The organism is Bradyrhizobium sp. T-12 (assembly GCF_058314695.1).
Genome location: NZ_CM177756.1, coordinates 4915047 through 4938910, shown reverse-complemented (window position 1 = coordinate 4938910; position 23864 = coordinate 4915047). Strand labels below are relative to the sequence as shown.

32 protein-coding genes are annotated in these 23864 nt (G+C 65.6%); 18 read left to right on the top strand and 14 right to left on the bottom strand.

Annotation, left to right across the window (positions count from 1 at the left end; genetic code table 11):
• Window positions 1-124 precede the first annotated feature (124 nt).
• The 6 genes from AC0WRY_RS23680 to AC0WRY_RS23655 form a co-directional block, all read right to left on the bottom strand.
• Window positions 125-1045 carry an SH3 domain-containing protein gene (locus AC0WRY_RS23680; RefSeq protein WP_491121194.1) on the bottom strand — a complete coding sequence of 307 codons (921 nt, stop codon included), beginning with the start codon at window positions 1043-1045 and terminating at the stop codon, window positions 125-127.
• Between the two features lie 19 nt (window positions 1046-1064).
• Complete coding sequence (locus AC0WRY_RS23675) at window positions 1065-1361, bottom strand: hypothetical protein (RefSeq protein ID WP_194403213.1); 297 nt, start codon at window positions 1359-1361, stop codon at window positions 1065-1067.
• Window positions 1362-1466: 105 nt separating this feature from the next.
• The gene (locus AC0WRY_RS23670) at window positions 1467-2021 is read right to left on the bottom strand and encodes an inner membrane-spanning protein YciB (protein ID WP_211418892.1); all 555 of its coding nucleotides are present in this window, start codon (window positions 2019-2021) and stop codon (window positions 1467-1469) included.
• A gap of 12 nt (window positions 2022-2033) precedes the next feature.
• Window positions 2034-2609 carry a hypothetical protein gene (locus AC0WRY_RS23665; RefSeq protein ID WP_491121191.1) on the bottom strand — a complete coding sequence of 192 codons (576 nt, stop codon included), beginning with the start codon at window positions 2607-2609 and terminating at the stop codon, window positions 2034-2036.
• A 75-nt stretch (window positions 2610-2684) separates the two neighbouring features.
• On the bottom strand, window positions 2685-2948 hold the full coding sequence (locus tag AC0WRY_RS23660; protein WP_491121189.1) for a hypothetical protein: 264 nt from the start codon (window positions 2946-2948) through the stop codon (window positions 2685-2687).
• Between the two features lie 71 nt (window positions 2949-3019).
• Complete coding sequence (locus AC0WRY_RS23655) at window positions 3020-4417, bottom strand: carotenoid oxygenase family protein (RefSeq protein ID WP_212068245.1); 1398 nt, start codon at window positions 4415-4417, stop codon at window positions 3020-3022.
• Window positions 4418-4522: 105 nt separating this feature from the next.
• Here AC0WRY_RS23655 and AC0WRY_RS23650 point away from each other — a divergent pair, with 105 nt between their 5' ends.
• Both AC0WRY_RS23650 and AC0WRY_RS23645 read left to right on the top strand, forming a co-directional pair.
• Window positions 4523-5254, top strand: a complete 732-nt coding sequence (locus AC0WRY_RS23650) for a TetR/AcrR family transcriptional regulator (protein WP_491121186.1) — start codon at window positions 4523-4525, stop codon at window positions 5252-5254.
• Window positions 5255-5302: 48 nt separating this feature from the next.
• A complete protein-coding gene (locus AC0WRY_RS23645; RefSeq protein ID WP_491121184.1) occupies window positions 5303-5938 on the top strand; it encodes a DUF6321 domain-containing protein in 636 nt (211 codons plus the stop codon).
• On the opposite strand, the gene AC0WRY_RS23640 is transcribed toward AC0WRY_RS23645, so the two are convergent.
• Window positions 5935-6540: a hypothetical protein gene (locus AC0WRY_RS23640; protein WP_491123496.1), complete on the bottom strand. Its 606-nt coding sequence runs from the start codon at window positions 6538-6540 to the stop codon at window positions 5935-5937. The two genes, AC0WRY_RS23645 and AC0WRY_RS23640, sit on opposite strands and share 4 nt — an antisense overlap.
• A gap of 163 nt (window positions 6541-6703) precedes the next feature.
• On the opposite strand from AC0WRY_RS23640, the gene AC0WRY_RS23635 reads away from it, so the two are divergent.
• Window positions 6704-7285, top strand: coding sequence for an SET domain-containing protein (locus AC0WRY_RS23635; protein ID WP_211418897.1), 582 nt, complete (start codon window positions 6704-6706; stop codon window positions 7283-7285).
• Window positions 7286-7377: 92 nt separating this feature from the next.
• Here the strand turns inward: AC0WRY_RS23635 and AC0WRY_RS23630 are convergent, their stop codons facing one another.
• The 5 genes from AC0WRY_RS23630 to AC0WRY_RS23610 all read right to left on the bottom strand — a co-directional run bounded on the left by AC0WRY_RS23630 (window position 7378) and on the right by AC0WRY_RS23610 (window position 10092).
• Window positions 7378-7776 carry a hypothetical protein gene (locus AC0WRY_RS23630; RefSeq protein ID WP_211418898.1) on the bottom strand — a complete coding sequence of 133 codons (399 nt, stop codon included), beginning with the start codon at window positions 7774-7776 and terminating at the stop codon, window positions 7378-7380.
• A gap of 36 nt (window positions 7777-7812) precedes the next feature.
• Window positions 7813-8043 (bottom strand): hypothetical protein, encoded by a 231-nt coding sequence (locus AC0WRY_RS23625; protein ID WP_194403204.1) that lies wholly within the window; start codon window positions 8041-8043, stop codon window positions 7813-7815.
• Window positions 8044-8181: 138 nt separating this feature from the next.
• Window positions 8182-9261, bottom strand: a complete 1080-nt coding sequence (locus tag AC0WRY_RS23620; protein ID WP_285807034.1) for a YeeE/YedE family protein — start codon at window positions 9259-9261, stop codon at window positions 8182-8184.
• Window positions 9262-9332: 71 nt separating this feature from the next.
• Entirely contained in the window at window positions 9333-9683 is a 351-nt protein-coding gene (locus AC0WRY_RS23615; protein WP_028137430.1) for an ArsR/SmtB family transcription factor, read from the bottom strand.
• Between the two features lie 37 nt (window positions 9684-9720).
• Window positions 9721-10092 (bottom strand): thioredoxin, encoded by a 372-nt coding sequence (locus AC0WRY_RS23610; RefSeq protein ID WP_491121180.1) that lies wholly within the window; start codon window positions 10090-10092, stop codon window positions 9721-9723.
• A gap of 102 nt (window positions 10093-10194) precedes the next feature.
• Here AC0WRY_RS23610 and AC0WRY_RS23605 point away from each other — a divergent pair, with 102 nt between their 5' ends.
• The gene (locus AC0WRY_RS23605) at window positions 10195-10926 is read left to right on the top strand and encodes a cytochrome c biogenesis CcdA family protein (RefSeq protein ID WP_211418901.1); all 732 of its coding nucleotides are present in this window, start codon (window positions 10195-10197) and stop codon (window positions 10924-10926) included.
• A 2-nt stretch (window positions 10927-10928) separates the two neighbouring features.
• Here AC0WRY_RS23605 and AC0WRY_RS23600 read toward each other — a convergent pair whose 3' ends face one another.
• Window positions 10929-11642, bottom strand: coding sequence for a hypothetical protein (locus AC0WRY_RS23600; RefSeq protein ID WP_491121178.1), 714 nt, complete (start codon window positions 11640-11642; stop codon window positions 10929-10931).
• 41 nt (window positions 11643-11683) lie between these two features.
• On the opposite strand from AC0WRY_RS23600, the gene AC0WRY_RS23595 reads away from it, so the two are divergent.
• The 14 genes from AC0WRY_RS23595 (at window position 11684) to AC0WRY_RS23530 (ending at window position 22990) form a co-directional block, all read left to right on the top strand.
• On the top strand, window positions 11684-12304 hold the full coding sequence (locus AC0WRY_RS23595) for a SoxW family protein (RefSeq protein ID WP_491121176.1): 621 nt from the start codon (window positions 11684-11686) through the stop codon (window positions 12302-12304).
• A 130-nt stretch (window positions 12305-12434) separates the two neighbouring features.
• Window positions 12435-12890 carry a sulfur oxidation c-type cytochrome SoxX gene (gene soxX, locus AC0WRY_RS23590; RefSeq protein WP_211418904.1) on the top strand — a complete coding sequence of 152 codons (456 nt, stop codon included), beginning with the start codon at window positions 12435-12437 and terminating at the stop codon, window positions 12888-12890.
• Window positions 12891-12908: 18 nt separating this feature from the next.
• On the top strand, window positions 12909-13361 hold the full coding sequence (gene soxY / locus AC0WRY_RS23585; RefSeq protein WP_491121173.1) for a thiosulfate oxidation carrier protein SoxY: 453 nt from the start codon (window positions 12909-12911) through the stop codon (window positions 13359-13361).
• Window positions 13362-13380: 19 nt separating this feature from the next.
• Window positions 13381-13707, top strand: a complete 327-nt coding sequence (gene soxZ / locus AC0WRY_RS23580; RefSeq protein ID WP_212068235.1) for a thiosulfate oxidation carrier complex protein SoxZ — start codon at window positions 13381-13383, stop codon at window positions 13705-13707.
• Between the two features lie 28 nt (window positions 13708-13735).
• Window positions 13736-14557 (top strand): sulfur oxidation c-type cytochrome SoxA, encoded by an 822-nt coding sequence (gene soxA, locus AC0WRY_RS23575; RefSeq protein ID WP_285807027.1) that lies wholly within the window; start codon window positions 13736-13738, stop codon window positions 14555-14557.
• A 27-nt stretch (window positions 14558-14584) separates the two neighbouring features.
• Window positions 14585-16276, top strand: coding sequence for a thiosulfohydrolase SoxB (gene soxB, locus AC0WRY_RS23570; RefSeq protein ID WP_491121171.1), 1692 nt, complete (start codon window positions 14585-14587; stop codon window positions 16274-16276).
• A gap of 6 nt (window positions 16277-16282) precedes the next feature.
• The gene (gene soxC / locus AC0WRY_RS23565; protein WP_313754882.1) at window positions 16283-17554 is read left to right on the top strand and encodes a sulfite dehydrogenase; all 1272 of its coding nucleotides are present in this window, start codon (window positions 16283-16285) and stop codon (window positions 17552-17554) included.
• Entirely contained in the window at window positions 17493-18230 is a 738-nt protein-coding gene (locus AC0WRY_RS23560) for a c-type cytochrome (RefSeq protein WP_194403192.1), read from the top strand. Before soxC ends, AC0WRY_RS23560 begins: the two co-directional genes overlap by 62 nt.
• A 26-nt stretch (window positions 18231-18256) precedes the next feature.
• A complete protein-coding gene (locus AC0WRY_RS23555; RefSeq protein WP_491123495.1) occupies window positions 18257-18691 on the top strand; it encodes a DsrE family protein in 435 nt (144 codons plus the stop codon).
• A 15-nt stretch (window positions 18692-18706) separates the two neighbouring features.
• Complete coding sequence (locus AC0WRY_RS23550) at window positions 18707-19612, top strand: alpha/beta hydrolase (protein WP_491121168.1); 906 nt, start codon at window positions 18707-18709, stop codon at window positions 19610-19612.
• A 10-nt stretch (window positions 19613-19622) separates the two neighbouring features.
• Window positions 19623-20066, top strand: coding sequence for a DsrE family protein (locus tag AC0WRY_RS23545; RefSeq protein ID WP_491121166.1), 444 nt, complete (start codon window positions 19623-19625; stop codon window positions 20064-20066).
• 96 nt (window positions 20067-20162) lie between these two features.
• The gene (locus AC0WRY_RS23540) at window positions 20163-21254 is read left to right on the top strand and encodes a YeeE/YedE family protein (RefSeq protein ID WP_491121164.1); all 1092 of its coding nucleotides are present in this window, start codon (window positions 20163-20165) and stop codon (window positions 21252-21254) included.
• 48 nt (window positions 21255-21302) lie between these two features.
• Window positions 21303-22124, top strand: a complete 822-nt coding sequence (locus tag AC0WRY_RS23535; RefSeq protein WP_194403188.1) for a helix-turn-helix domain-containing protein — start codon at window positions 21303-21305, stop codon at window positions 22122-22124.
• Between the two features lie 41 nt (window positions 22125-22165).
• The gene (locus AC0WRY_RS23530; protein ID WP_491121162.1) at window positions 22166-22990 is read left to right on the top strand and encodes a helix-turn-helix domain-containing protein; all 825 of its coding nucleotides are present in this window, start codon (window positions 22166-22168) and stop codon (window positions 22988-22990) included.
• Here AC0WRY_RS23530 and AC0WRY_RS23525 read toward each other — a convergent pair.
• Window positions 22978-23778: a thioesterase family protein gene (locus tag AC0WRY_RS23525; protein ID WP_491121160.1), complete on the bottom strand. Its 801-nt coding sequence runs from the start codon at window positions 23776-23778 to the stop codon at window positions 22978-22980. The two genes, AC0WRY_RS23530 and AC0WRY_RS23525, sit on opposite strands and share 13 nt — an antisense overlap.
• Window positions 23779-23864 lie beyond the last annotated feature (86 nt).

Genomic DNA, 23864 nt, shown 5'->3' with positions numbered 1-23864 from the left:
CCCGGACGCTGCGCAGCACGAAGTGGTGCGCAGCAGATCCGGGGTCCACGTGGGGGCATGGGTCCCGGCTCTGGCGACGCACCGCTTCGCGCTGCATCGCGTCCGGGACACGAGATTTACCCGCTCAGCTGCAATTCGTGACCTGGTTGGAGCACAGCGCGCGCCACCAGCCGCGCACGCCGTCGTGGCTCTCGACGAGGCCCCAATATCCGCTGCAGGCCAAGAGCCGCTTCGGCCCGCCGTCACCGTCGATCGGGCCGCCGAGCTCGCGCTGCGCCGGCATCCATTTGGCGTCGACGAAGGGTGCCTGAAATAGGCCGCCGGCGCGCGTGCCGCCATTGGCGTAGTTCGCGCCGACCTTGTTGGACGCGACCCAGCCGCGACCGGCATAGGGCTTTGGTGCGCTGCGCGGATATCGCTTCTCGTCCTCGTAGTCCTTGCCCGGAGGCTTGGCACCTTCGATCAGGAACCAGCCGCTCTTGAAACCGATGATGCGGAATTCGGTGAGCCAGCCGCCGTCGGGCGTGTTCTCGGCGCCGCCGAGCTTCAGCATATAGGGCGGCGGCAACGTGCCGAGCACGCGCGCTTGCACCGATGGCTCGGCACGCACATTGAGGCCGCTCGCATCCTTGTCGGTGGACCAGGCGCCGAGACTGCACGGCTCGGTGCCCTCGGGCAGTGTTGTGCGCTTTGCGGCGAGATCGGCATGCAGCTTGGCGAAATCGGCCTCGTCGTCGTCAGGGGCCGGCTCGGCGCGCGGCTTCAATTCGGCCGAGACCGCGCGCGTCGCATCCGCCGTCAGCGTGACGACGAGGGCCTGACGTGCGGCGAACACGCTGGCCGGTGTCTTCGGATCGTTCGATGTCGCGGGATAGACGGCGAGGTATCCGGTCGCACCTTCAGTACGATAGGCGTGGCCTGCGACGTAGCCCGCCGGCACCAGGGCGAGCGCGCTTGCGCGCCACGCCGGTTCGGTGTCGTCCGCACGCGCCGCTTGCGTCACGACGCACAGGATCGTTGCCGCGACGAAACGGAGCGCACGCATGGTCATTCAACGCGAGGCGTTACGCGCGGGCGCCCGTGAACGGAAAACTGCCCATCGGGCCGATGCCCATCTCGCCGTTGATGCTGTCGCCGGAGACGGTGCCGGTGAATTCGAGCGTGAGCGGCATGGGCTTGTCGATCGAGACCTTCCAGGAGACGTTGTCGCCAGAGACGGTGCCGTCGAAAATCTCGGTGGTATTACCTTCCGCACCCTGCGTGCCCGTGAGCGTGCCGCCCGCCGCCTTCAGGCTCAGCGTCGCCTGGCGCTCGCCCATCGGCGTCGTCATGGTCAGATTCCAGTTGCCGTCTACGGCCATTCCCGTCTCCCGAACAAATCCCGGCGGACCGCGACGATCCGCGGCCAGTCCCAAGCGAGCCTATAGCGCAACTCGCAGTTCCTGCCTAACCCTCGAATAGGGCATTTAGGCGCGGGCGGCAGCCCGCCGGCGGCTGGTGACGATGAGCCGGAGGACGACATATTGCACGGCAAAGGCGAGGATCTTGGCGCCGCCCGCGACCACCGTGAGGTAGAACGCCCACAGCTTCAGATCGCCGGTGGAGGCGACCACGATCATGCCGGCGCCGATCACGAACATCAGCACCGCCCAGGCATAGCCCGCGGCCGTCACATATTCCGGAACGGTCTCGACGACCATCGGCGGCATGTAGCGCAGCATCCAGCCGCGCTTGAGCATGATCGCGCCGATCGCAAAATGCGCGATCGAGGGCTTTGCCATCATGAAGCGAGGATCGTTGGTCAGCAGCGTGATCGTGCCGAGGCCAACGACGAGCGCGAGGCTCGCATAGGTCATGTAATTGAGTTGCTGCCCCTTGATGCGGGCGTAGATCACCTGCGCAACCGCGCCGGCGACCGCCACCGAGGTTGCCAGGATGACGTTGTCGGTGACGAGATAGATGACCAGGAAGAGGATGGCGGAGAAGAGATCGGAGGCGAGGCGGGCGAATACGTCCTTCATCGTCAATCCTGTTCAGCGGGCGTTGGGCAATGCGCGGGCGGGCGTACCGTACTTGATCTGGCGATACTCGGGATACCACTTTGTGAAGTAGATCGCGCTGTTGCGGGCGGCGAAGGCGACGGCAAGGCTGGACCAGAGCGGCAGGCCGGGGACATAGAGCAGCACCAGATTGGCGGCCGCCATCAACAGCGCGGCCGCCGTCCAGGCGCCGGTGATGACGTAATTGGCATAGAGAAAGCCGGGCATCGCCGCGGTCTCGGCCGGCACCGCTTCCAGCGCATATTGCAGCGTGAAGGGGCGGCGCATCAGCATCGAGCCGAGCGAGATGATGAAGATGCCGATATCAACCGACAGCTTGACGCCGAGCGTGCCGAGCTGCGGATCGAGCAGCGCGAGATAGAGCCCGACGGCGGCGAATACGACCGCCGACCCTGCGGCCAGGGTCTTCACCGAGCGGCCGCGTGCCACATCGATCGCGACGGTGGTGAGGCAGATCGCGGAGGCCGCGAACACGCCCACCGTGGCCGAGGTCACCAGCATCAGGAACGTGTAGGCGCCGTAAGGCGCGAGAATCAGGAAAATCGCCATGGCCACCTCGGTAAGGCCGATCTTTACGATGTAAAGATAGATAGTTCAGGCTTGGAGCGGGGTCAAGCAAAATCTTTACAGTGTCAAAATGACGTAGGCAATGTGCAAAAGCTGAAACGTTGCAACGACTTGGTCGAATGCCTCGTCAGCCAATTCCGCCCAGGGCAGTCCCGACAGGAGAGGCAGCGCGCAGATGATCGCGAGGCCGAGGGCGAGCAGGATGCCGCCGTTGAAAATGACCTGGCCGCTCCGCCGCAGATGGGCCACCTCGAGTGCGAGCGCGGCGCAGATCACGGCGAGGATGGCGAGGAAGTCTGCGGTGATTGAGGGCATCTGCATACGACCTCTTCGTGACACGACCGTGCTGTGGCTCCGGGCCCGCCAAATGGCGTGCCGCGGCATGACGGGCGTTACTGCGCGCCCACCCAATTGCCGTGAAACCCGTCGGGCACGCGATGGCCGAGCTGCACCAGCGCGACGGGGCCCGCTTCGACATCGGTGGCGTTGAACACCGCGAGGTCGCTACGGTTCTCGCGCGCGCGCCAGACCACCGCGAGCAGCCAGCCATCGCCCTCGCTCGCATCCTTCGAGCGCTCGACGAACACAGGCTCGGAGATGGTGTCGCCGGCGGGCAGCAGATAATGGCCGAGCCGCCTGCCGTTGCCGTCGACATGGACGACGCCGGCGAGCGCGCCGAACATCGGCAGTTTCGGATTGGCGCAGGCGTACCAGCCGTGACGGTTCTTCAGCCCGGCGCGGCGGTCGTCGATGCGCGGGAATTCGCCGGTGAGATCGTCGAGGTAGGTCTGCTGGAAGCGATCGGTATTGCCCGAGAGGTCGAAGGTCCAGCGGCAGTGCCGGGCGCGCGACTTCTCCGGATCGGTCGGCCGTCCGTCGGGATGCGGAAACAGCGGCGCTTCCTCGAACTGCATGACGTCGGCGACGATGCGGTTGTCGTCCTCCCACGCATTCATGACGTGGAAGACGTAGCAGGCTTCACCGCGGAACCAGACGATGTCCTTGGCCGTGCCGTTGCGCTTCATCACCCCGACATAGGCGCCCTTGTCCGGCTCCCAGGCGTAGGGCGGCCGTCCGCTCATGGCGCGCTCCATGCTGCCGGTGATCGGCAGGATCGGAAACAGCACATGGTTCGCGGTGACGATGAAGTCGTGCACCATGCTGGCATAGGGCGCCTCGAACCGTTCGAAGCGCGTCGCCTTGCCGGAGGCATCGATCGAGCCGTAGGAGAGGGCGGGCGTCAACGGACCTGCGGCGTTGTAGCCGAAGAACACGAGCTCGCCGGTGACGGGGTCGATCTTCGGATGCGCGGTGAAGCTGCCGGCGACGCGGCCCTGATAATTGTGATAGCCGCGCGTCGCCAGCGTGCCCGGCTCGATCTCGGTCGGCAGATGCGCCTCTTCCAGCGCCAGCAGCTTGCCGGCATGGAAGACGATGTTGGTGTTGGCGACGCCGCCGTCGGTGAGATCCGCCGGGGCATCGGGCAGCTTGCGGCCGAAGCCGCCGAACAAAGCGCGGCCGGCATCGTGCTCGGCAAGCCATTTCGGCGTGCGGACCCAGCGGTTGCGGTAGCTGGCGCGGCCGTTCTCGAGATGGAAGGCGTGCAGCATGCCGTCACCCACGAACCAATGCGCGCCCGGCGAAGAGAACTGCGGATTGGGACCGTTGCGATAGAGCACCCCGTTCAGATCGCGCGGCAATTCGCCGATGACCGGCAGGAATGGCGCGTCCGCTTCGAACGGGATCGGCGCGATATTGTTGCGGCGCTCGGCGATGGCGTCGTGCTGCACGGCATATCCTCCCTATCTTTACATCGTAAAGATCAGATAGCGCCACTTGCCATTCCGGTCAAGTGAAATCTTTACACTGTCAATATTGCGTCATATAGCTTGTAAATGACGAAGACCGACACCAAGAGCGAAACCGCGCGAAGCTCGCGTGCCCCCAAAAGAACGACGTCGAGCGCGGCACCTCGCACCTCGCGTCGCACGGCAAGCGCGAAGGCCGAGACGCCGTATCATCACGGCGCCCTGCGCGATGCGCTGCTCCAGGCTGCCGAACGGGTGCTGGAACGCGAGGGGCTCGCGGGCCTCACACTGCGTGCGGTGGCACGCGAGGCGGGCGTTTCACACGCCGCGCCCACCCATCATTTCGGCGATCTCACTGGCCTGCTCAGCGAACTCGCGGCCGTCGGTTTCCGTCAGTTCAATGCCGCGATGGCCTCGTCCTCTGACGCTGAAAGCACGCCGCTCGAACGCGCCCTGGCGCGGCCGAAAGCCTATGTCGCCTATGCGCAGGCTCATCCCGGCATGTACGGCATCATGTTTCGCACCGAGCGGCTGGATTATTCCAGACCCTCGCTGCACGAGGCGGCTGAAGCCTCGTTTGCCGGCCTGGCGAATGCCATCGGCGCGATGCGGCAGGAGCAGATCAGCGAGGATGCGCTGACGCTGAACCAGGGCGCCGCGATCGCGCGCGCCTGGTCGATGGTGCACGGCTTCACCACGCTGCTGCTCGATGGGCGCCTCAAGGATATCCTGGAGCGGCTGCCCGAGGGAACGACGGCCGAACGCCTGCTCGAGGCGATGCTGACCGCGCCGATCGCCGCGAAGCCGCTCGGCTCCTGATCATCAGGAGCGAGCGCAACTCTTGCGGTGGTCAGGCGTTGACGCCGCATGGCAAAATCAACGCGCGCTCCCTGGAAACGCTCAAATCCCCGCAAGCGGGCCGGCAAGGCCTCCAAGCATCTCAGTCCCGCGCAGAAATCAGCGGCGAAAGCCCGCGCCCGCCGCGCCGGCCGCCGCTATCCCAACCTCGTGGACAACATGCGCATGGCAAGAAAGAAGAAGTCCTCCAAGAAGAAGAGCTCCAAGAAAACGTCAAAGTCGAAGGCATCAAAGGCAAAGTCGACGACATCCGCGAAGAAGACCCGCAAGCGCAACGCGAAGAAGGCCAAGTCCCGGAAGCGCCGCGCATCCGCGCGCGAAAAGGATCCGCGCGGCGGTCTGACCGCGGCGGGCCGCAAGGCGTTCGCCCGTAAGCGGGGCGCTCATTTGCGGCCGGGCGTCACCAAGCCAGAATCAGAGATGACTCCGCAGGAGATGCGACGCAAAGGTAGCTGGGCCGTTCGCTTCTATGGCCGCGCGAAACTGCCGCCGTTGGTCGATGCGAAGGGGCAGCCAACCCGGCACGCGCTGTCGGCCCATGCCTGGGGCGAGCCGGTTCCGAAGACGGTGGCGGCGGCACGGCGCATTGCCGCGAAGGGCGAGCGGCTGCTGGCGCGCTATCGGCGCGCCAAGGCGAGAGCCTAGCGCATCGTCGCAAGCTCGACCGCGCGGCCGCGCGTGCCGATGATCTTCACCTCGTCCTTGCCGCAAGTGAAGCTGCGGGCGAAATCGTCCGCGGCCTTGCGCGCCAGCTCGTTGGCGGTGGGATTGGCGATCGCATCGACGTAGGCGACGTGGCAGACCGGACCCGGCGGCAGCCGGGTCACGACCAGCATGGCCTTGGTGTTGGGCCGCCCCTGCTTGTCGGGATCCGTGTTGTCGGCGATGTGCCAGCGCTGGATGATCGCAAACGGCTTTGCGCCCATTGCGCGCCACTCGATCGTGGTCTCCGACGAATTGAACGGGGCAAACCAGACCTTGGCGGCAGGTTCCTCGGCCGCTTGCTTGCGATTGCGGGCGACCGAGACGATTTCGCGGAGATCGTCCTCGGCAATCAGCACCAGGAAGCCGTTCTTGCCCGGACAGACGCGCGTCGTGCTGCCGTCGAGCTCGCTGGGCTTGCCGATCTGCCGGCAATCCTTCGGCGCGGTCGAGGTGTACGTGCTGCCCATCGATTGGGCGTCGGCGCTGCTCAGGCCGATGCAAGTCATCAGGGCAGCGAGGCCAAGGCGGGTGATGTGCTTCATCATGGGGTCTTGATGATACGGGAACTCCGTACCGTCTGACGTCTTCATTGTGGGCAAGGTTCAAACAGGCCTGGGATATACCTGACAGCGGCGCGGAATCGTTCTAGAAGAGCGGCTTCGCCTGAGGCATCGTGCCTCGTTCGCGTCCTCATTTCTCTTGATCATGCCAGCCATCGCTTCCAGCAAATCCTATCGCGTCGGCCGTTCCAAAACCGGGCTCGGCCTCTTCGCCACCAAGCCAATCAAGAAGGGTACCCGGATCATCCGCTATTTCGGACCGATCCTGGATTCGCGGATTCCCGAGCAGGACGACATCGAGAACAAATACCTGTTCGAGCTCAACGGCCGCTGGACCATCGACGGCTCGGTGCGCAAGAATCTCGCCCGCTACATCAATCATTCCTGCCGGCCCAACGCCGAGTCCGACGTCAGGCCGCGCGAGCGCAAGGTGTTCATCCGCGCCATCAGGAACATCGAGCCGGGCGACGAGATCAACTACGATTACGGCACCGACTATTTCAAAGCCTATCTGAAGCCGATCGGCTGCAAATGCGAGTCCTGCGAGAAGAAGCGCAAGAAGCTGCGCGCCGAGGCACGGGCGGAAGCCGCCAAGGTGAAGGCGCGCAAGGCGAAGAAAGTGGTGGCGAAGAACGTGCTCGCGAAGGCTTCGAAGAGCAAGGCCGCCAAAAAGAAGAAGCTCAACGGTCATGCCGTTGTCAAGGCGAACGGTCGCGTGCGGGCGTAGCCTCTGCTCTCGTGCCCCGGACGCAGCGCAGCGCCTCTTGGCGACGCGCCGCAACGCCGAAGCGTTGCAGCGCGTCCGGGACACGAGAGGCCTCACGCCGCCGCTACGCGCTCGCTTCTGCGCAGTCCCACATATTGCAGCTCCGCGAACACGCCGGTCGCGATCGCCTGCGCGACGACCATGAGTTCGCCGGCGAGATTCGGCGACACCGCGCCTGAGAGCAGTAGCGCAATGCTGCCGACGGTCCAGGCCGCATTGCCGACCACGACCAGCAGCACGAGCGCCTTCGCCACCGACGCGCGCGAGGCCAGCCAGCCGACCAGCGCGGCGTAGGCAATCAGGAACAGGCCGGTCTCGCGCAGCAGCGCTTCCGGCAGATTGAACAGAGCTGCGAACGCGCCCGCGCCGAAGCTGAAGCCGAGCGCGGCGACGCCGCTGAAGATGCTATCTGCGAGCAGGGCGCGGCGCAGGAAGGTGGAAGCGTCGATCATCGTAGGTCTCCTTGCTTAGGGGGCTCGGGGTGGAACTCAGCGCCATCCGCGCCAGCGGGCGCGGAGCAGGCGGGCGAGGCGGAACGGACAGAGGCTCTTGCCGACGCCGTGCTCGAAGGCGATGACCTGTGCGACCACGTAGTCGCCGGTCGAATGCACCAGCGGCTCGGGCATGTTGAGGCTGCGCGCCAGCATGCGGGTCGCGAACGTCACGGCCCAGGGAACAAGGTGGTCGGCGACGGTCCGGTAGAGCAGCAGCGCGATCATGGTCATCTCCTGTTGCAACAGAAGATGCGCCGGCCCAGGGGCCAATTCGATTACCTCAGGGGTAAGGCAGATCGCTATTCAGGACAGTTTTGGGATTTTCAACGCGGTTTGCGATTCTCGAGGATCGCGGCGTTTTGGCTACGTCGAGGCGCCGAACAGCCTGCGCAGCGCCGGCCACCATTCGCCGGTCATCGTGAACTCGAGCCCGAGCCGGGCTCCGCAGGCAATCGCCAGCAGGGTGATCGGCGCCGAGACGGCGAGCGTCGAGAACGCCGTCAATCCCTGGCCGATCGTGCACCCCATCGACATGACGCCCCCGATGCCCATCAGCAGCGCCCCGGTCATGTGACGCTTCAGTTCGCGCGCGTCGTCGCAGGCCTCCCAACGGAAGCCGCGCGCGAGCATCGCTGCGGCGAACGAGCCGGCAACGACGCCGGCGACGGAGCCGATGCCGAAATTCAGCCGCGCCCCGGAGAAGGTCGCGATGTAGAGGATGCTGTCGCCGAGCGGTGCGACGAAACTGAGCGACGAGACGCGGGCGGGATCGAATTCGTCATCGGCGAGCCATCCGGTCGCGAACCAGCCGAATGCGACCGCGCAGCCGACGGCAAGGCCGGAGGCCAGCAGCCGAGGCGATCGGACCAGCCTGCCGTCGGCAAGCGCCCAGAAGGCAAGCGCCGCGGCGATCGACACGACGAGGAGCGCGCGGGCCGCGCCTCCCGCGCCCAGCAGCGAGGTCAGCGTCTGGTTATTGCCCTCGGAGAGCCGGAGAGACAACGGTTCGATCAGCGTCATGCGCAACATGCCCGTGATCCCGCGCATGGTCGCGAGCGCCGAGAGGCCGAGCACGAGAAAGACCACGATGGCCCTGAGGTCTCCGCCGCCGACACGGACCAACGTGCCGAAGCCGCAGGTGCCGACCAGCGCCATGCCGATGCCGAACGTCAGCCCGCCCAGAATCGCACCGCCAAGTCCGATCGACGGCGTCAGGTAGATCGACCGCGACAGGTCGATGATGCCGAACTCGGCGAGCGCCTGGGTCGCGAGCAGCGCCACGGCCGCAGCCAGCGCAAAGGATTTCAGCCGGCGCAGATCCGCTCCGAAGAACGCATCCTCGAGCATCGCCAGTGTGCAAAATCGTCCCGCGCGACCCGCGACACCGAGCATGGCGCCGGCCGCAAGCCCGCATGCGAACGCTATGGTCGAGGGGTTCAGCATTCCTCCCGGGGATGTTCATTCTTCCTTCCGGCAGTTTGCGCCGGAGGGTTGTGGAAATCCAGAGCGGACAATTACCTGCGCCGCCGGCGCACCGGCTCGCAGAACACGTCGTAGACGGCGGTCAGGATCTTGCGGACGTCCTCGCTGGCGAGGCTGTAGTAGATGGTCTTGCCGTCGCGGCGCGTGGTGACCAGACGGTCGAGCCTCAGCCGCGCGAGCTGCTGGGATACCGTGGACTGCCGCTCGCCGAGGAATTGCTCGAGCTCGGTCACCGACTTCTCGCCCTCGGCGAGGATGCAAAGCAGCAGCAAGCGGGATTCATGCGACAGCGCCTTGAGCATGTCGCTGGCTTCGCGCGCCTTCTCGATCATCTGCTCGAGTTCGGCGGAGCCTTCAATCTCCTTCAGCTTCGGCAATGGCATCGCGTCAAGTTCCTCTCAGCAAAATCCGCAAGACCAATCACGACCTCTCGGGTTCCGAACCCGCATTTGACAGGATTCGGTCCAAGAGGCCGAAGAAGAAGGCATCCCCCGGATAGCCGCGAATGCGTCCGATCTCGCGGCCCTCTTGTACCACGACGAAAGTCGGCGTGAAGGCACCCGGATCGATTCCGGCGAGATCGGCGGGAACGGGGCCGTTCAGGTTGACCCGGCGCAGCGGTGCGGTCCGGCTTTCCCAGGTCTTGCCGTAGATCGGCGCGATCTCGGCGTTGAAGCGCGCGCACCAGGCGCAACCGGCCCGTTCGAACATGACGAGCTCGGCGGCGCGCGAGGCGGTCGCCGGCAGCGCCAGTCCGAAGGTGAGGGCGAGCAAAACGATGATTCTTGCCATGCTGCGTGACCGGTCTTCTGGATTGCCTGACGGGCTTGCATTGCAAACGTGCCTGGCGCTTTATATCATTAAATTCGTATATGTGCTAGGGATGGGGCGGAAATGACCTTGGACGTCACGCTGGGTGCGGCCTTCGTCGCGGGCCTATTGTCGTTTCTGTCGCCCTGCATCCTGCCGCTGGTCCCGCCCTTCCTGTGCTACATGGCCGGCGTCTCCGTCACGGATCTGTCCGGCGACAGGCCGGATCTGCGGCCCCGCATCCTGGTCTCCGCGCTGTCCTTCGTGGCGGGTTTTTCGCTGGTCTTCGTCGCGCTCGGCTCGACCGCCTCGATCGCGGGGCGCTTCGTCTCCGCGCATCTGTCGACGCTCGGCATCGTCGCGGGCGGGCTGATCATCGTCATGGGCCTGCATTTTCTCGGGCTGCTCAGGATTCCGCTGCTCTATCGCAGCGCGACCGTTCAGGTCGACAACCGTCCGGCCGGCGTGGCGGGGGCCTTCGTCATGGGCCTGGCATTTGCGTTCGGCTGGACGCCCTGTGCGGGCCCTATCCTCGCTGCCGTGCTGCTGATGGCGGGCTCGGAAGACACGACCGGGCGAGGGGCGCTGCTGCTGCTCGCTTATTCGGTCGGGACCGGCATTCCCTTCCTGATCGCAGCGGCCTTCACCGGCCGCTTCATCACAGCGCTGGGCCGCATGCGCCGGCATCTGGGCCTGATCGAGAAGACGATGGGCGTCTTCCTGGTTGCGACCGGCTTGATGTTCCTGACCGGATTGATGCCTGCGGTCTCGGAATGGCTGCTCGAGCATTTCCCTGCTTTGACCAGCATCGGCTGAGTCTAGCCGTAGCGGAAGTCGAGCAACTGGGCGAAGGACTGCAGCTCGATGAGGTAGCGATGCACGAGGGGGCCATCGCCGGCCTTCGCGGCCTGGGCGATCTCGCCGCTGCTGGTGATGGCGCCATCGATCAGGCGGCGGAATTCACCCTGAGCGGCGATCTCGCCATTTGCCTGTTCGTTGCAGCGTTGAAGCCGATCGCGGAACGCGCTTGCGGCCACGACCGTCTCCTCGGCGTTCGCTGGCGCCGGCTGCTCGCCGAATCTGACGGCTGCGACCCGCAACCTCTCCATGGCGGGCGCGATCTCGAAGATGCAATCGCCGAGATCGTAGAGGCCAGCATCATGCCTGAGCGCGTGAAGGGCCTGTCGAAGCGCCAGCAGCTCGCGGCCGGCGGCGACATTGTCGCCGCGGTCCAGCGCGCCCGTGATCGCCGTGAGCCGGTCGCGCCCCCGCGCGAGAAATCCCTCCAATTCGGCTGGCACGTCAGCGGGCAGGGAGCTGTCTTGCGCGAACCGCTTCCACCGGGTGACTGCCTCGTCCGTCTCGATCTGCGCCAGCGCGACGTTGCCGGTGCGGGCATAGCTCGCGGCCGTGCGCAGATTGGCCATGACCGGCGCCATCGCCGATGCAAATTCGGCACGCCTGCCGGTCTCCGCGCCGAGCGCGAGCGTGTTCGAGGCCAGCCACGCCAGCAGCACGATGGTGCAACGCAAGATCGGAACTCCTTGTCACATTCGTGTATTCGAATATCATAATGAAAATGAGCATTGCGCAAGATCTTCCGACGCACCAAGCCCCGCTATCGCTTCTGCCGACGCGGCGCGGCCTCCTTGCACTCGCTGTGGGCGCGGCCTTCGCCGGCCGCCGCGCGGCGGCTGCAGAGCCCACGGTCGGAGAAGACGGGCTCTATCACGAGCCCTGGTTCTTGCAGAGCTTCCTCGATCTGCGCGAGGACCTGGAGAGCGCGGCGGCGGGCGGCAAGCGCCTCGCCATCATGTGGGAGCTGCGCGGCTGCCCCTATTGCCGCGAGACGCATCTGGTGAACTTCGCCGATGCCGGCATCGCGAGCTATATCCGTGACAATTTCGAGGTGTTGCAGCTCAATTTGATCGGCTCGCGCAAGGTGACCGATTTCGACCGCGAGGAATTGGCCGAAAAGGATTTCGCCCGCAAATACGGCATCAGGTTCACGCCGACCTTTCAGTTCTTTCCGCCATCCGCCGACGGCCTCGACGTGAAGGACGCGATGGCGCGCGAGGTGGCGCGGGCCCCCGGTTATCTCAAGCCGCCGCACTTCCTGGCGATGTTCCGCTTCGTGCGCGAGCGTGCTTATGAGCGCGGCTCGTTCCGTGATTTCCTGGCCGCGAACGGCTGAGCGCAGACGTCTTTCGAATTTCGCTTGACGCCGCGCCGATCACATGAACATATCATAATAACTGAATTTGATGGACCGTGAGTCCGTCGGGATCGAAGGCGGGCGTCATCCCGCGATAAGGGTAGGAAACATGCGGCGCTCGCTTGCGGCTGCGTTTGCACTTTGTCTGTCCGCCGGAGGTGGTCTCGCGCAAGAGGCTGTCAAAGAGCCGATCAAGCTCGATATCGTCGACGACTCCCTGCCGAAATCCCTGACCGGTGCGCCCGGCGATGCCGCAGCCGGCAAGAAGGTGTTTCTGACGCGCACGCTCGGTAATTGCCTGGCCTGCCACCAGGTCACCAGCCTGAAGTCCCAGGAGTTTCACGGCGAGTTCGGTCCGTCGCTCGACGGTGTCGCCGGCCGCTACAGCGAGGCGCAATTGCGCCTCATCGTCGCCGACCCCAAGCGCATCTTCACCAACACGGTCATGCCGGCGTTCTTCAGGAACGAAGGCCTGAGCCGGGTGCGACCGGAATTCGTCGGCAAATCCATTTTGACGGCCGCGCAGGTCGAGGACGTCATCGCTTTTCTCAAGACGCTGAACTGACGGCGAGGAGGATCAGGAATGAAGGCGATCAATCGACGGCAGGCATTTGCGCTCGGGGGCGGCTTCGTCGTGCTGGCGCTGATGCCGATGGCGGCCGATGCCGAAGTGACGAACGATGCGGCGAAGTGGATCGAGAAGTTCACCGGCGGCAAGCAGCCGGCCAAGGGCAAGATCTCGCTCGACCTGCCGGAGATCGCGGAGAACGGCAACACCGTTCCGCTGTCGATCAACATCGAGAGCCCGATGACCGCGGAGGCCTACGTCAAGGACGTCCTGATCATCGCGGACGGCAACCCGAATGCGGGCGTGGCGACGCTCTCGTTCACCCCCTTGTCTGGCAAGGCGGAAGCCTCGATCCGGATCCGGCTCGCGTCCACGCAGAACGTGGTGGCGATCGCGAAGATGAGCGACGGCTCGCTGTTCACCGAGCAGAAGACCGTCAAGGTCACTATCGGCGGCTGCGGCGGCTAAGGGCGTCAGGAGAAAACAGATGGCAGACAAACCGCGCATCAAGCTTCCCAAGGAAGCCGCCAAGGGCGAGGTCATCCAGATCAAGACCCTGGTCTCGCATGTCATGGAATCGGGCCAGCGCAAGGATGCGCAGGGCAAGGCCATTCCGCGCAAGATCATCAACAAGTTCGCGTGCGAGTTCAACGGCAAGCCGGTGTTCTCCTGCGCGCTGGAGCCGGCGATCTCGGCCAATCCCTACGTCCAGTTCGACGCCAGGATCGACGAGGCCGGCACGTTCAAGTTCTCCTGGACGGATGACGACGGCACGGTGATCACGGCCGAAGAGAAGATCGCGCTCAAGGCATGATGCGCATCGCGCATTGAGGGAGACTCGAATGGCGCCACGATATCTTGCTTTGGCCGCTGCGATCGTGGCCGCCGCATCGGTTGCGACGCTCGCCTACGCAGAGGAAACCGAGCGCAAGGGCATCGCGGCGCCGCCCGGCCACGTCTTCAAGACCATCATCTCCGGCTACGAGTTCCGCAGCAAGGAGACCCGCGCGCTGCAGGACGACGATCTCGAAAATCCGGGCTTCCTCGCCGTGGAACGCGCGGCGGATGCCTGGAAAAAGGCCGAGGGCAGCGAGGGCAAGTCCTGCATGAGCTGCCACGGCGAGGCCGAGACCAGCATGAAGGGCGTCGGCGCCGCCATGCCGAAATGGGACGACAAGTTGAAGAAGCCGGTCAATCTCGAGCAGCGCATCAACATCTGCCGGAGCGAGCAGATGAAGGCCGAGCCCTGGAAGTTCAAGTCCCGCGAGCTGACTGACATGACGACGTTCGTGCGCTATCAGTCGCACGGCATGAAGGTCTCGGTGAAGACCGACGGGCCGATGTCGCCCTGGTTCGAGCGCGGCAAGCAGATCTATTATACGCGCTACGGCCAGCTCGACCTCGCCTGCGAATCCTGCCACGAGCGCAACAACGGCAAGTTCATGCGCGCCGATTTCCTCAGCCAGGGCCAGACCAACGGCTTTCCGACCTACCGGCTGCGCGACCAGCGCCTGGTGCCGCTGCATGAGCGTTTCGAAGGCTGCATGTTCGACGTGCGCGCCGAGCCGTTCAAGCCGCTCTCGGACGAGTTTCTCGCGCTCGAGCTCTATGTGGCCTGGCGCGGCATCGGTCTGCCGGTCGAGACGCCGTCGGTGCGCAACTGAAACGATGAGCTTGCAGGAGCACTGCGCATGATCTCTCGCCGCGAGTTCATTCAGGTTGCCGCGGCAACGGCGGCCCTGTCGAGCGGCGTCGGCTCCGGCCTGACGCGTGCGGTCGCCCAGCAGCGCCTGACCGAAAAGGAATTGCTGGCCTTCGAGCCGCTCGGCAACGTCACGCTGGTGCATGTGACCGATATCCACGGTCAGCTGATGCCGCTGTATTTCCGCGAGCCCTCGACCAATCTCGGGGTGGGCGAGGCCAAGGGCCTTCCGCCGCACGTCACCGGCAAGGAGTTTCTCGCGCGCTTCGGCATCGCGCCGGGCTCGTCGGCGGCCTACGCCCTGACCTCGGAGGATTTCGAGTCGCTCGCCAAGAGCTATGGCCGGATCGGCGGCCTCGATCGCGCCGCGACCGTGATCAAGGCAATCCGCGCCGAGCGCGGCGACAAGGTCGCGCTGCTCGACGGCGGCGACACCTGGCAGGGCTCGTGGTCGTCGCTGAAGACGCGCGGGCAGGATATGATCGACTGCATGGCGCTGCTGAAGCCGGACGCCATGACCGGACATTGGGAATTCACCTACGGCACCGAGCGGGTCAAGCAGGCGATCGAAGGCCTCGGCTTTCCGTTCCTCGGCCTCAACATCCGCGACACCGAATGGAACGAGGCCGCGTTCGACGCCTCAACCATGATCGAGCGCGGCGGCGTCAAGATCGCGGTGCTCGGCCAGGCCTTCCCCTATACGCCGGTCGCCAATCCGCGCTGGATGATTCCGACCTGGTCGTTCGGCGTGCGCGAGGAGGACGTGCAGGCGCAGGTCGACAAGGCGCGCAAGGGCGGCGCGCAACTGGTCGTGCTGCTCTCCCACAACGGCTTCGACGTCGATCGCAAGCTCGCAAGCCGCGTCAAAGGCCTCGACGTCATCCTGACCGGACACACCCACGACGCATTGCCCGAAGCCGTCAAGGTCGGCAAGACGCTGCTGATCGCTTCGGGCTCGTCCGGCAAGTTCGTCTCGCGGCTCGATCTCGACGTCCGCGACGGCGAGATCAAAGCTTACAGGTACAAGCTCATTCCGCTGTTCTCCGACGTGATCGGCGCGGACGCCGAGATGGCCGCGAAGATCGCCGAGGTACGCAAGCCTTTCGCGTCTGATCTCACCAAGGTGCTCGGCAAGACCGACTCGCTGCTGTACCGGCGCGGTAATTTCAACGGCACGTTCGACGATTTGATCTGTCAGGCACTGCTGCAGGAGCGCGACGCCGAGATCGCGCTCTCGCCCGGTTTCCGCTGGGGCACCAGCGTGCTGCCGGGGCAGGACATCACCTTCGAGGACGTCACCAACGCCACCGCGATTACCTATCCCGCCGTCTACCGCATGGGCATGACGGGCGCGCGACTGAAAGAGATCATCGAGGACGTCGCCGACAATCTCTTCAACATCGATCCCTACTACCAGCAGGGCGGCGACATGGTGCGCATCGGCGGGCTCGCTTACGCGATCGACGTCGCCAAGCCGCAGGGGCAGCGCATCTCGGACATGCAGATGGTCAAGACCGGAGCGCCGATCGATCCCGCCAGAGAATATCAGGTCGCGGGCTGGGCCAGCGTCAACGAAGGCACCGAAGGACCGCCGATCTGGGATGTCGTCGCGAACTATCTGGCGCGACAAAAGACCGTTCGGCTCGAACCCAACCGGGCCGTCAAAGTTACCGGAGCGTAAGAAGCGATGTCGAAGATGGACAATCCCCGGCAATCCCGACGCAGTTTCCTGGCCGCTGGCGCCGGTGTTGCCGCGTCCGTGCTCGCGAAGCCCGCCGCGGCGGGAGCCGGCAATCCCGCCAACCAGCCACCCAACGTTCCCGAATGGACGAAATCGCTGGGCGAGGGCGTCGCTGTGCGCCCGTACGGCAAGCCGTCGAAATTCGAGAAGGACGTCGTGCGGCGCGACGTCGAATGGCTGACCGCCTCGCGCGAATCCTCAGTGAGCTTCACGCCGCTGCACGAGCTCGAAGGCATCATCACGCCGAACGGTCTCTGCTTCGAGCGGCATCACGGCGGCATTGCCGAGGTCGATCCGGCCGATCATCGCCTGATGATCCATGGCCTCGTCGAGCGTCCGCTCATCCTCACGCTGGAGGAGCTGAAGCGCTATCCGCGCGTCAACCGCATCCACTTCATGGAATGCGCGGCGAATTCAGGCATGGAATGGCGTGGCGCGCAGCTCAATGGCTGCCAGTTCACCCACGGCATGATCCACTGCGTGCAATATACCGGCGTCTCGCTGCGCACCCTCTTGGAGGAGGCCGGCGTCAAGACCAACGGCAAGTGGCTCTTGGTCGAGGGCGCCGATGCGGCCGCGATGGACCGCAGCCTGCCGATCGAGAAGGCGCTCGACGATTGCATCATCGCCTACAAGATGAACGGCGAGGCGCTCTATCCCGAGCAGGGCTATCCGATGCGGCTCGTGGTGCCGGGCTGGCAGGGCAATCTCTGGGTCAAGTGGCTGCGCCGCATCAAGGTCGGCGACCAGCCCTGGCACACCCGCGAGGAAACGTCGAAATACACGGACCTCATGCCGAACGGCAAGGCACGCCGTTTCACCTGGTCGATGGACGCGAAATCCGTGATCACGAGTCCGAGCCCGCAGGCGCCGATCAGGCACGGCAAGGGCTTTACCGTCGTGTCAGGACTCGCCTGGAGCGGCAACGGCAAGGTCAAGCGCGTGGACGTCTCGCTCGACGGCGGCCGCAATTGGTGGCCGGCGCGCCTCGATGGTCCCGTTCTCGACAAGGCGCTGACGCGTTTCTACTACGAGTTCGACTGGAACGGCGAGCCACTGCTGCTGCAATCGCGCGTGCAGGATGAGACCGGCTACGTGCAGCCGAGCAAGGCCGAGCTGCGCAAGATCCGCGGCGTCAACTCCATCTATCACAACAATGGCATCCAGACCTGGCATGTGCAGGCCAATGGTGAGGTCGAGAATGTCGAAGTCGCTTAAGCTCATTGCAGCCGCGCTGCTCGCCTCCACGCTGAGCGCGCCGGCGCTCGCGCAGCAGAAGGCGGATGCCAAGAGCGGTCCGCGCTACCACATCGGCCGCGCGCCGACCGCGGACGAGATCCGCGGCTGGGATATCGACGTGCGGCCGGACGGCCAGGGCCTGCCGGAAGGCAAGGGCACCGCCATGCAGGGCGAGAAGCTGTTCATGGACAATTGCGCGAGCTGCCACGGCGAATTCGGTGAGGGCAACGGCCGCTGGCCGGTGCTGGCCGGCGGCAAGGGCTCTCTGACATCGGACAATCCGGTCAAGACCGTGGGCTCCTACTGGCCCTACGCCTCCACCGTGTTCGACTATGTCCGTCATGCCATGCCGTACGGCAACACGGGCTCCCTGTCCGTCGATGAATATTATGCGCTGGTCGCCTACGTCCTGTATCTGAACGACGTCGTCACCGATCAGAACTTCGAGGTGAACAGGAAGACCCTCGCCACGATCAAGATGCCGAACGAGCAGGGCTTCGTGATGGACGACCGCGCCACCAGCGAGAAATCGTTCTGGCAGAAGGATCCCTGCATGAAGGATTGCATCGCACCGGTGAAGATCACCGGACGCGCTGCCGCCATCGACGTCACGCCCGAGGACGGCAAGGAGAAGAAGTCCCGAGGCGTGGAGTGAGACACGGCCGGGCGAGCCGCCGCACGCTGCCGCATGCGGTTCTCGCGGCCGGCCTGCTCGTCACGATCCATCCGGCCGTGGTCCAGGCGGCGGAGCCTCACAGGCTCGCGCTGCAGATCAGCGACGACGATCCGGTCAAGATGCGCGCCGTGCTCGATGTTGCCGCCAACGTATCGCGGCATTATTCCGGGCAGGGCGAGGACGTCGAGATTGTAGTGGTCGCCTTCAACGGCGGCCTCGACATGCTGCTCGACGACCGCTCGCCGGTGAGGGAGCGCCTGGTGAATTTCCTGAAATCGATGCCCAATGTGAGTTTCATTGCCTGCGGCAATACGCTGGAGACGCTGGCGGTGAAGGAGGGCAGGCGGCCTGCGCTGCTCGAAGGCATCGGCGTCACGCAGGTCGGGGTTGCCGCGCTGATGGATCTCGCCGAAAAGAACTGGACGATTGTCCGGCCGTAGGGGAGATAGCCGACGATGCGATGGTTGATGGGACTTGCTTTCGTGCTCGTGTTCGCTTGGCCCGCTTGTGCCGCCGAGCAGGAGCTCGAACTGTCGGTCGAGGGCCGCACGACGCTCGCAACACTGCGGACACCGGCGGCGATGACACCAGACACGCCGCTCGTCGTGATGACCCACGGCACGCTCGCGCACAAGGACATGGAGGTCGTCCAGGGCGTTGCGAAGGCACTGGAGCAGCGCGGCATCGCCTCGCTCGCCCATACGCTGTCGCTCGGGCTCGATCGCCGCAAGGGCATGTACGATTGCGCCGTGCGGCATGATTATGTCGTTGAGGATGCGGTCGCCGAGATCGGCGCCTGGGTCTCGCGGGCGAGGGGCATGTCCCGGCTCGTCTTGGCGCTCGGTCATTCGCGCGGCGGCAACCAAGTCGCGCGGTATCTCGCAGCAAGCGAAACCCCGCCGGTGACGGGTGCGGTGCTGCTGGCGCCGGTGACCGCAAAAGCCGAGGCCGATGTGCGGGTCTCCTACGCCACGACCTATGGCAAGCCGCTCGAGCCGATTCTGGAGCTGGCAACGAAGGCGATTGCAGCCGGCCGCGGCGGGGAGTGGATGGACGTGCCCGGCTTCATCTATTGTCGCAATGCCGTGGTGACGGCACGGGCCTTTGCGTCATTTTACGCTGCCGATGCCGGCCAGGATACCGCCGCGCTCGTGGCGCGCACGAAGCCGCCGGTGCTGGTGCTTGCCGCGACCAAGGATAGCGTCGTGCCCGACGTCGCAGCCGCCTTCGGCTCGCTTGCTGGGTCGGGCGGCGGCAGGGTCCAGCTCGACACGATCGAAGATGCCGATCATTTCTTCCGCGACCTGTTCGCGGAAGACGTCGCCGACCGCATCGCCGAGTTCATCAAGCAGACACGATAGGAGGGGCACCATGCAGCGTCGATCCATGCTTCGCGCGAGCCTTGCCGGACTATTTGGTGCTTTCGCAGTGCGCCAGGCGTCCGCGGCGACGGAAACGCCCGCGCGGCAGCGCGTCGTCTATCATCTCGCCGATGCCGATCGCGTCGTCTTCGTTCTCGGCAACCTCCAGAACCATGTCGACGGTGTCGGCGGACCCGGCAAGGCCGACATCAGGCTGGTCGTGCACGGACCGGCGCTGCGGGCCTTCCATGCGCTCGCGGCCCAGGACCACACAATTGCGATGATGACGAAGCTGGTCGATGCCGGCGTCGGCCTCGACGCCTGCGCCAACACGATGAAGGCCCAGGGCGTCAAGCTGGACGACCTCACGCCCGGCTTCGTCGTCGCGGAGAAGGGCGGCGTGGTGCGGCTCGCAGAGCTGCAACAGCAGGGATTTGCGTATTTGCGTCCCTGAACAGGCATGGGCTTGTGCGCCGGGGCTTGATCTCGCTCATATGGCGCGGCCACGCCGCGCGATAGATTGGCAAGTCCAGGGCATATTGAGGCGGCCGTGCTGACGACACTCATCGATCTCCTAGGGGAAGACCGGCTGTCATGGCTGGGCGGCCTCCTGGTCGGCGGCCTCTTTGGATTCTTCGCCCAGCGCAGCCGCTTTTGCCTGCGCGCTGCCGCCGTCGAGTTCTCCCGCGGCGCGGGCGGGCCGCGCCTTGCGGTGTGGCTGTTGACCTTCGCTGCCGCGCTGGTGGGCACGCAAGGCCTGGTCGCGCTCGGCTGGCTCGACGTCTCCGAGGCGCGGCAGCTCGCGCAGCAGGGCAGCATCTCCGGTGCGCTGGCCGGCGGGGTGATGTTCGGTTGCGGCATGATCCTCGCTCGCGGCTGCGCAAGCCGGCTGCTCGTGCTCTCGGCCAACGGCAATCTCAGGGCGCTGCTGTCGGGCCTGGTGTTTGCTGTCACCGCTCAGGCCTCCTATCGCGGCTTGCTGTCGCCCGCGCGCGAGTGGGTGACCAATCTGTGGCTGGTCGACGGTGGGCCGTCGCGTGACATCATGGCGGTGTTCGGAGGCGGCACACAGGAGAAGCTCGCTTTTGGCGCATCGTGGCTGATCGCAGGGCTCGCCTTTGCCTTTCGCAGCCATCTGCCGCGTCGGCTGCTTCTCGCCGCGCTCGCTGCGGGGGCGGCCGTCGTCGCCGGCTGGTTCTTCACCTACCAGCTGTCGCAGGCCTCCTTTGCGCCGGTGACACTGAAGAGCCTGACCTTCAGCGGACCGTCGGCCGAATTGCTGATGCTGGTCCTGAACAGCTCCCAGCTCCGGCTCGGCTTCGACCTCGGCATCATTCCGGGCGTGTTCCTCGGCTCGTTCGCCGCGGCGGCGCAGGCGGGTGAGCTGAAGCTGGAAGGATTCTCGGACGGGCTCGGCATGCGCCGTTATCTGCTCGGCGCGGTGCTGATGGGGTTCGGCGCGATGCTCGCCGGCGGCTGCGCGGTCGGCGCCGGCGTGACCGGCGCCTCGGTCTTCGCGCTCACCGCCTGGCTCGTGCTCGGCGGCATGTGGCTGGGAGCGGGCCTCACGGATTTGATCGTCGACCGCGGCGGCATGCCGCAAGCGCGACCGGCGACGGGCTGGGCAACGCGGAAACCATGACCTCTGAGGTAATGGAAGGGCCGAAACCTGCGTGATAGGTTTCCGGTCATGAATGCACATGCAGCCACGGCACGTCCTGATCGAAGCCAACCGGTCCATATCGGTGACCATTTGCGCGAATGGCGGCAGCGCCGCCGCATGAGCCAGCTCGATCTTGCGGGCGAAGCCGAAATCTCGGCGCGTCACCTGAGCTTCGTCGAGACCGGCCGCGCCGCGCCCTCGCGCGACATGGTGCTGAGGCTCGCCGAACGTCTCGACGTGCCCTTGCGCGACCGCAACGTGCTGCTGGTCGCGGCCGGCTACGCGCCGGCCTTCCAGCAGCGCCCACTGGAGGATCCCGCCTTGAAATCAGCCCGCCAGGCGATCGATCTCGTGCTCAAAGCCCATGAGCCCAATCCCGCGCTCGCGGTGGACCGGCACTGGAACCTGGTCTCGGCTAATCGCATGGTGGCGCCGCTGCTGGACGGCATTCCGCAGCATCTGCTCGGCCAGCCCTTCAACGTGCTGCGGCTCGCCTTCCATCCCGAGGCGTTGGCGCCGCGCACGGTCAACCTCGCGGAATGGTGCGGACATCTCTTGGAGCGGCTGCATCGGCAATGCGAGGCGACGGCCGATCCTGAATTGATCAAGCTCTATGACGACCTCAAGAGCTACCCGATTCCCGCGCGCGCAGGGCCGCTGTCGAGCGACAATGTCGCGATTCCCTTCAAGCTGCGCCATGGCGGGGAGATACTGAGTTTCTTCTCCACCACCATGGTGTTCGGCACGCCCGTCGACATCACCCTGTCGGAACTGGCGCTGGAGACGTTCTTCCCGGCGGACGAGCGCACCGCCGAACGACTGAAGCAGATGGCGGCCGGGCTGTCATAGCGGCGTTTACAGACAGCGGCGGCCCCCGCATAATCCTCGGGATGGATACACGCGCGTTCCGGCGAATGCGGCCGGCCAACCCCGTCGGCGATCTCCTGCGCGGCTGGCGCACGCGACGCAGCTTGAGCCAGGCGGAATTGGCGTTCGAGGCCGGCATCTCGATCAAGCATCTGAGCTATGTCGAGACCGGCAAGGCGGCGGCAAGCCGGGACATTCTGCTGCAGCTTGCATCCGCGCTCGATCTGTCGCTGCGCGACCGCAACGCGCTGCTCGAGGCCGGTGGCTTTGCCCGGCAATATGGCGAACGCGATCTTGCCGCGCCGGAGCTCGCCGACGCGCGGCGTGCCATCGATCTTCTGCTCCGGCGGCACGAGCCGTTTCCCGCAATCGTCACCGATCGGCGCTGGAACGTGAAGCAGGCCAATCGCGCTGCCTCACGCCTGATGACCATGTTGCTCGGCGCGGAGCGCATGCAGCGGCCGCTCAACCATATGCGCATGTTCCTCGCGCCGAACGAGCTCAAGCCGTTCGTCGAGAACTGGCCCGCAGTGGCCGCCGCGCTGCTGTCGCGTGCGCGCCACGAGGCGATGGCAGCGCCGCTCGACGAAGCCCTGCAATCGACCTGGCGTGAATTGATGCGGCTGCCGGAGCTTCCCGCATGTGGGGTCGAGGATCACGCCGTGCCGGGGCCGCTCTGCGAGGTGCGCCTGCGCAAGGGCGATGTCGACATCGGTCTGATCGGTGCGGTGCTGACGCTCGGCACGCCGCAGGATGTGACGCTGCAGGAGCTTCGCGTCGAGATGTTCATGCCGGCCGATGCCGCATCCGAAGCCGCCCTGGTCGCGCTTGCGGCTCAGGACGCCTGAGCTTGCGCGGCCTCGCGCCGCTCGAAGCTCATGGCCTGCATCACCTCCGCGAACGGACCCTTGCGGTCGCTCAATGTCGCCGTGGTGAGGCCCGCGCCGTTGGCGCCGACGCGCGTGGCCGCGCGGATCAGGATCCATTCGTCCTCCGGCGGACGGAAGAAGTAGAGGCTGATCTCGGGGTTGATGAAGGTCCAGTCGCGCATGTCGACGATCTGCGCAACGCCGCTGGAAAAGTCCGCGGCCTGCACCGCCTGCAGCAACGGCGTGTTCGGCTCGCCCTCGACCAGCGGCGCATCGAGCCGCATCCAGGCCGCCGCCGGGCCCGGCTGCTCCAGTGCGCCCTCGATCAGCCGCACCGAGACGTTCTGGAAATAGCGGCTCCATTTCTGCGCGAAGGCCGGCGGCGGGCTGCCTGCTTCGGGTGCCTCGTCGACGGCTACGGGCCTTGCGAAGGGATCGACGGGCGATTCTCCGCTCGGTGCCGTCAGCAGCGCCGTGCAACGGCCGATCTCGGTCTCGCCGTCCATCAGCCGCACCTGCAAGGTCTTGGCCTTGCGGCCGTCGCGCAGCAATTCGGCAATGGTGCCGAAGGCACGCAGGCCCGCCGGCCGCCACAGATCGAAAGTCAGGCGCCGCACCGCAAAGCCGGAGGCGGCGGCGAGGCGCTCGACCTCGCGAGCCATCAGCGCGGTGGTGGCGCTACCCTGCAACATGTCCGGCGACCATGGCCCGCCGGCATGCTCGGTGGCCCGGAATTGCCGGCCTTCCGGCTTGAAAATGGCATTCATCGCGGTCTCCTTCGGGCTTGATCCCGGCCACGAGTATCCCGGCGGGCCGGAGCCGTCACAATAACCGCAGAGGTGCAGTCGTGAGC